4 protein-coding genes are annotated in these 2993 nt (G+C 70.6%); 1 reads left to right on the top strand and 3 read right to left on the bottom strand.

The genetic code is table 11. The annotated features are described in order from the left end of the window. Window positions 1-269, top strand: a 269-nt coding sequence (locus VGX25_RS29100) for a hypothetical protein (protein WP_326921128.1), incomplete at its 5' end; no start/stop codon positions are given. Here the strand turns inward: VGX25_RS29100 and VGX25_RS29105 are convergent. The 3 genes from VGX25_RS29105 to VGX25_RS29115 are packed head-to-tail and all read right to left on the bottom strand — an operon-like array spanning window position 154 to window position 2842. After that, on the bottom strand, window positions 154-792 hold the full coding sequence (locus VGX25_RS29105; protein WP_326921129.1) for a hypothetical protein: 639 nt from the start codon (window positions 790-792) through the stop codon (window positions 154-156). The genes VGX25_RS29100 and VGX25_RS29105 overlap by 116 nt on opposite strands. A gap of 45 nt (window positions 793-837) precedes the next feature. Continuing rightward, entirely contained in the window at window positions 838-1512 is a 675-nt protein-coding gene (locus VGX25_RS29110; protein WP_326921130.1) for a TrkA family potassium uptake protein, read from the bottom strand. Continuing rightward, entirely contained in the window at window positions 1505-2842 is a 1338-nt protein-coding gene (locus VGX25_RS29115; RefSeq protein WP_326921131.1) for a TrkH family potassium uptake protein, read from the bottom strand. Before VGX25_RS29115 ends, VGX25_RS29110 begins: the two co-directional genes overlap by 8 nt. Between the last annotated feature and the right edge of the window lie 151 nt (window positions 2843-2993).

Here is a 2993-nt window from a genome sequence, read left to right on the forward strand (position 1 = left end):
CCGGAAACTCGTCGCGACGAGTTTCCGGGGCGGCGGGGGTCTGCCTTGGTGTGGACCCTGACGACGTCTATCCGGTGGTCGTGCTGAGCTGCGACGTCGAGTTGCGGTCCGGATCGGCCGCCGAGGTCGTCGACGCGCTGGCCCGGCTGCAACTCACCGCGCTGCGCTGCGGTGGCCGGATTCGGCTGCGCCGCGTCGATCCCGCCCTGCTCGCTCTGCTGGAGCTGGCCGGGCTGACCGAGTTGCTCGGCCGCGGGGAGCCCAGCTGACCTCGAGCTCACCGTCGACCGGCAGCGCCGCCCAGCGGTTGGCCAGCTCCTCGAGGAGGGTGCGGGCAGAGGCCAGCGCGGCGGCGGGGTAGGGGAACGGGTCCTGGCGCACGGCTCCCCATTGTTTGCGTGCCTTGCCGAGCAGGTCGTGGTCACCGGTCTCCACCGCCTTGTGCACCAGACCGGCCAGCGCCTCGGCGACGGTCAGCGCGCGGGACGCGGAGTTGGCCCGCACGATCCGGTCGGAACGCTGCCGCTCGTCGTGGCGGCGCGGACCGGACACGACCCGCATGTCGCCGAACAGGGCGCCGGCCATGATGCTGCCGAACACCCCGTCGGTCATCCACAGCGCGCGTTCGGTGGCGACGTGCGCGAGGTCGTGCGGGATGCGGTGCGTGCGGTCGAAGCTGGGCACGAACACCACCGCGCCGTCCGGCCGGTGCACGTGACACCAGTACGCGCCCGCCGCGCCCTTGGTGAACACCACCTTGGGGCGCGCCCCCTGCCGGCGTGCCGATCTCACCCGCCGATTGTGTGGACCGGTCCACGCTGGCGGCAACGGAGTTTCTCAGCTGAGGTTGGCGACCCGCTCCACCTCGGCGGTGCGCCCGGCCAGGATCAGCACGTCGCCCCGGCGCACGACGGTGTCGGCGGTGGCGTAGGTGAACCCCTCGCCGGACCGCTTGATCCCGACCACGGTCACCCGATACTTGCTGCGCAGCTGGCTTTCCCCGAGCGAGCGCCCGACCGCCTCGGCCGGCGCGATGGTCTTGGCCAGCGCATAGTCGTCCTCGAACTCGATGTAGTCGAGCATCCGCCCGGTGACCAGGTGGGCGACGCGCTCGCCCATGTCGTGCTCGGGCAGCACGACGTGATGCGCGCCGATCCGTTGCAGAATGCGACCCTGCTCCCGGCTGGTCGCCTTGGCCCAGATGTTGGCGATGCCGAAGTCGACGAGCAGCGACGTGGTGAGGATGCTGGCCTCGAGGTTGTCCCCGATCGCCACCACGGCCGTCTCCAGGTCCGGCACCCCCAGCTGCCGCAGCGCGTCGGCGTCGGTCGTGTCGGCGACCACCGCCCTGGTCAGCTCCTCGGCGTGGTCCTGCACGAGCCGCTCGTCGGCGTCGATGCCAAGCACCTCGCGCCCGTCCCTGGCCAGCTCGATTGCCAGCGAGCTGCCGAACCGCCCGAGCCCGAGCACGGCGATCGGCAGCCCGTCCGCCTGATTGTTCCGCCTAGCCAACGACAGGTCGCTCCTCCGGTAGCTCGTAGCGCCGTGGCCGCTCCCGCAACGCCAGCGCCGACGCCACGGTGATCGGCCCGAGCCGCCCGATCAGCATCAGCGCCACCAGTATCAACTGTCCCGCGGCCGGCAGCTGCCCGGTGATCCCGGTGGACAGCCCCACCGTCCCGAACGCCGAGCACGCCTCGAACAGCACCACGTCCAGCGGCAGCTCGGTCAGCACCAGCACGCCCAACGTCCCGGCGATCACCACCCCCACCCCGAGCAGCGCCACCGTCAACGCCTGCCGCTGCACGGTCGCCGGCAACCGCCGTCCGAGGACGTGCACGGTCGGCTCCCCGCGCACCTCCGCGAGCATCACGAACGCCAGCAACGCGAACGTCGTCACCTTGATCCCGCCCGCGGTGCTCGCGCTCCCCGCCCCGATGAACATCAAAATATCGGTGACCAACAACGTCGCCGGCTGCAGCTGACCCACGTCGAGGCTGTTGAATCCCGCCGTCCGCGGCGTCACGCTGTGAAACGTCCCCACCATGAGCTTGTCGCCGACGCCCATCGGCCCCAGCGTGCCCGGCTGAGCCCATTCCAGCCCCACGATCGCCAGCCCACCCACGACCGTCAGGCCGAGATACACCCCAATGGTGATCTTGGTGTGGATGGACCAGTGCATGGGTTTGCGCCGCAGCCGCCGCGCGATTTCCAGCAGCACCGGAAATCCCAGCCCACCGGCGATCATCGCCACCATGACCGGCACCATGACGATGGGATCGGTCGCGAACCCGATCAGGTTGTCCCGGTACAACCCGAACCCGGCATTGTTGAACGCCGAAATCGAATGAAAGACGCCGTGGTAGACGGCCCGGCCGAACGGCATGCCGTAGCTGGTCGCGAACCGTGCGATGAGCACCGCCGCCGTGACCGCCTCGATCAGGAAACTGGCCACGACGACCCCCGCCAGCACCCGCCGCAGGTCCCCCACTCCCACCGAGCTCGTCTCCGCCGCCGCGGTCAGCTGCATCCGCATCCCCAGCCGCCGCGACATGAGCAGCACCAGCAGCGACGCCAGCGTCATGATCCCCAGCCCGCCCACCTGGATCAGCGCCAGCACCACGAGCTCGCCGAACACCGTCCAGTGCGACCCGGTGTCGACCGAGGCCAGCCCGCCGCAGATCGCCCCGGTCGCCGTGAACAACGCGGTGACGAAGCCGGTCCCGTGCCCGCTCTCGGCCGAAACGGGCAGCATCAGCAACCCCGTCCCGCCCAAGGTCACCAGTCCAAACGCGACGACCACCAACCTGGCCGGACGCCGCCACGTGCGCCGCGCGATCACGGGGGTCAGGATGCCGGACGGGGTGGCACTCGGGAATGGCGGGGTTCCCGGGCCGGTGTGCCAAGGACTTGTTGGGGTCCGGGGGTCGGGCGGAGTGTAGGTGCCGCGTCTCCTGGAGCAGGAAGGGGCAGGGGTTCCCCTGCCTTTGGCC

Origin of the sequence: Actinophytocola sp. (assembly GCF_035942955.1) — a bacterium.
GTDB lineage: Bacteria > Actinomycetota > Actinomycetes > Mycobacteriales > Pseudonocardiaceae > DASYTH01.